The sequence below is a fragment of the Pectobacterium artocarpous genome (genome assembly GCF_046159765.1).
Lineage (GTDB): Bacteria > Pseudomonadota > Gammaproteobacteria > Enterobacterales > Enterobacteriaceae > Pectobacterium.
This window is the reverse complement of the sequence record NZ_JBJXVK010000051.1, coordinates 1-3,307: the sequence shown is the minus strand read 5'-3', so window position 1 is coordinate 3,307 and position 3,307 is coordinate 1. Positions and strand designations below refer to the sequence as shown.

Below are 3,307 nucleotides of genomic sequence, written 5' to 3'. Positions count from 1 at the left end.
CCTGGCAGTTCCCTACTCTCACATGGGGAAGCCCCACACTACCATCGGCGCTACGGCGTTTCACTGCTGAGTTCGGCATGGGGTCAGGTGGGACCACCGCGCTATCGCCGCCAGGCAAATTCTGTTTCATTCCAGCCGTTATGCTTTCCTACCGCTATCGCACAACCACCAGAACCAATCTCTGAACAAGCTAAAATATTGTCTATCGAGTCTCTTCGTCTCACCAAAACACCTTCGGTGTTGTAAGGTTAAGCCTCTCGGGTCATTAGTACTGGTCAGCTCAACGTATCGCTACGCTTACACACCCAGCCTATCTACGTCGTCGTCTTCAACGGCCCTTCAGGGGTATCAAGTACCCAGGGAAGACTCATCTCGAGGCAAGTTTCCCGCTTAGATGCTTTCAGCGGTTATCTCTTCCGCACGTAGCTACCGGGCAATGCAATTGGCATCACAACCCGTACACCAGTGGTGCGTTCACTCCGGTCCTCTCGTACTAGGAGCAACCCCTCTCAATCTTCCAACGCCCACGGCAGATAGGGACCGAACTGTCTCACGACGTTCTAAACCCAGCTCGCGTACCACTTTAAATGGCGAACAGCCATACCCTTGGGACCTACTTCAGCCCCAGGATGTGATGAGCCGACATCGAGGTGCCAAACACCGCCGTCGATATGAACTCTTGGGCGGTATCAGCCTGTTATCCCCGGAGTACCTTTTATCCGTTGAGCGATGGCCCTTCCATTCAGAACCACCGGATCACTAAGACCTGCTTTCGCACCTGCTCGAGCTGTCACTCTCGCAGTCAAGCTAGCTTATGCCTTTGCACTAACCTCCTGATGTCCGACCAGGATTAGCTAACCTTCGTGCTCCTCCGTTACGCTTTGGGAGGAGACCGCCCCAGTCAAACTACCCACCAGACACTGTCCGCAGCCCGGATCACGGGCCTACGTTAGAACATCAAACATTAAAGGGTGGTATTTCAAGGTCGGCTCCATGCAGACTGGCGTCCACACTTCAAAGCCTCCCACCTATCCTACACATCAAGGCTCAAGGTTCAGTGTCAAGCTATAGTAAAGGTTCACGGGGTCTTTCCGTCTTGCCGCGGGTACACTGCATCTTCACAGCGAGTTCAATTTCACTGAGTCTCGGGTGGAGACAGCCTGGCCATCATTACGCCATTCGTGCAGGTCGGAACTTACCCGACAAGGAATTTCGCTACCTTAGGACCGTTATAGTTACGGCCGCCGTTTACCGGGGCTTCGATCAAGAGCTTCGCCTTGCGGCTGACCCCATCAATTAACCTTCCGGCACCGGGCAGGCGTCACACCGTATACGTCCACTTTCGTGTTTGCACAGTGCTGTGTTTTTATTAAACAGTTGCAGCCAGCTGGTATCTTCGACTGATTTCAGCTCCATGAGCACGTCACTTCACTTACCATCAGCGTGCCTTCTCCCGAAGTTACGGCACCATTTTGCCTAGTTCCTTCACCCGAGTTCTCTCAAGCGCCTGAGTATTCTCTACCTGACCACCTGTGTCGGTTTGGGGTACGATTCGGTGTGACCTGGAGCTTAGAGGCTTTTCCTGGAAGCGTAGCATCAGTTACTTCATCACCGTAGTGACTCGTCATCACGCCTCAGTGTTAACGATGACCCGGATTTACCAAAGTCACCCACCTTCACGCTTAAACCGGGACAACCGTCGCCCGGATAACCTAGCTTTCTCCGTCCCCCCTTCGCAGTCACACCCAGTACAGGAATATTAACCTGTTTCCCATCGACTACGCTTTTCAGCCTCGCCTTAGGGGTCGACTCACCCTGCCCCGATTAACGTTGGACAGGAACCCTTGGTCTTCCGGCGTGCGGGTTTTTCACCTGCATTATCGTTACTTATGTCAGCATTCGCACTTCTGATACCTCCAGCAACCCTCACAGGCCACCTTCGCAGGCTTACAGAACGCTCCCCTACCCAACAACGCCTAAGCGTCGCTGCCGCAGCTTCGGTGCATGGTTTAGCCCCGTTACATCTTCCGCGCAGGCCGACTCGACCAGTGAGCTATTACGCTTTCTTTAAATGATGGCTGCTTCTAAGCCAACATCCTGGCTGTCTGGGCCTTCCCACATCGTTTCCCACTTAACCATGACTTTGGGACCTTAGCTGGCGGTCTGGGTTGTTTCCCTCTTCACGACGAACGTTAGCACCCGCCGTGTGTCTCCCGTGATAACATTCTTCGGTATTCGCAGTTTGCATCGGGTTGGTAAGTCGGGATGACCCCCTAGCCGAAACAGTGCTCTACCCCCGAAGATGAGTTCACGAGGCGCTACCTAAATAGCTTTCGGGGAGAACCAGCTATCTCCCGGTTTGATTGGCCTTTCACCCCCAGCCACAAGTCATCCGCTAATTTTTCAACATTAGTCGGTTCGGTCCTCCAGTTAGTGTTACCCAACCTTCAACCTGCCCATGGCTAGATCACCGGGTTTCGGGTCTATACCCTGCAACTTAACGCCCAGTTAAGACTCGGTTTCCCTGCGGCTCCCCTAAACGGTTAACCTTGCTACAGAATATAAGTCGCTGACCCATTATACAAAAGGTACGCAGTCACCTAACAAGTAGGCTCCCACTGCTTGTACGTACACGGTTTCAGGTTCTGTTTCACTCCCCTCGCCGGGGTTCTTTTCGCCTTTCCCTCACGGTACTGGTTCACTATCGGTCAGTCAGGAGTATTTAGCCTTGGAGGATGGTCCCCCCATATTCAGACAGGATGTCACGTGTCCCGCCCTACTCATCGAACTCACAATCTGCGCATTTTTGTGTACGGGACTATCACCCTTTACTGTGCGACTTTCCAGACGCTTCCACTCACACACAAACTGATTCAGGTTCTGGGCTCCTCCCCGTTCGCTCGCCGCTACTGGGGGAATCTCGGTTGATTTCTTTTCCTCGGGGTACTGAGATGTTTCAGTTCCCCCGGTTCGCCTCATGACACTATGGATTCATGTCATGATAGTGTGTCGAAACACACTGGGTTTCCCCATTCGGGTATCGTCGGGTATAACGCTTCATATCAGCTTACCGACGCTTATCGCAGATTAGCACGCCCTTCATCGCCTCTGACTGCCTAGGCATCCACCGTGTACGCTTAGTCGCTTAACCTCACAACCCGAAGATGTTTCTTTCGATTCATCATCGCGCTGCGATTATTTGAGAGACTCATTGACACACTGAGTCACCATTCACACCCGAAGGCATCAATGACTGTTCAGCTGTCATGTTTCAATTTTCAGCTTGTTCCAGATTGTTAAAGAGCAA

Annotated in this window: 2 rRNA genes; both read right to left on the bottom strand. The window is 52.6% G+C overall.

What is annotated here, in order from left to right:
• Positions 1 to 115: ribosomal RNA gene (rrf, locus tag ACKQAD_RS20180) — 5S ribosomal RNA — on the bottom strand.
• 129 nt (positions 116 to 244) lie between these two features.
• Positions 245 to 3,151: ribosomal RNA gene (locus ACKQAD_RS20175) — 23S ribosomal RNA — on the bottom strand.
• Positions 3,152 to 3,307: the final 156 nt, after the last annotated feature.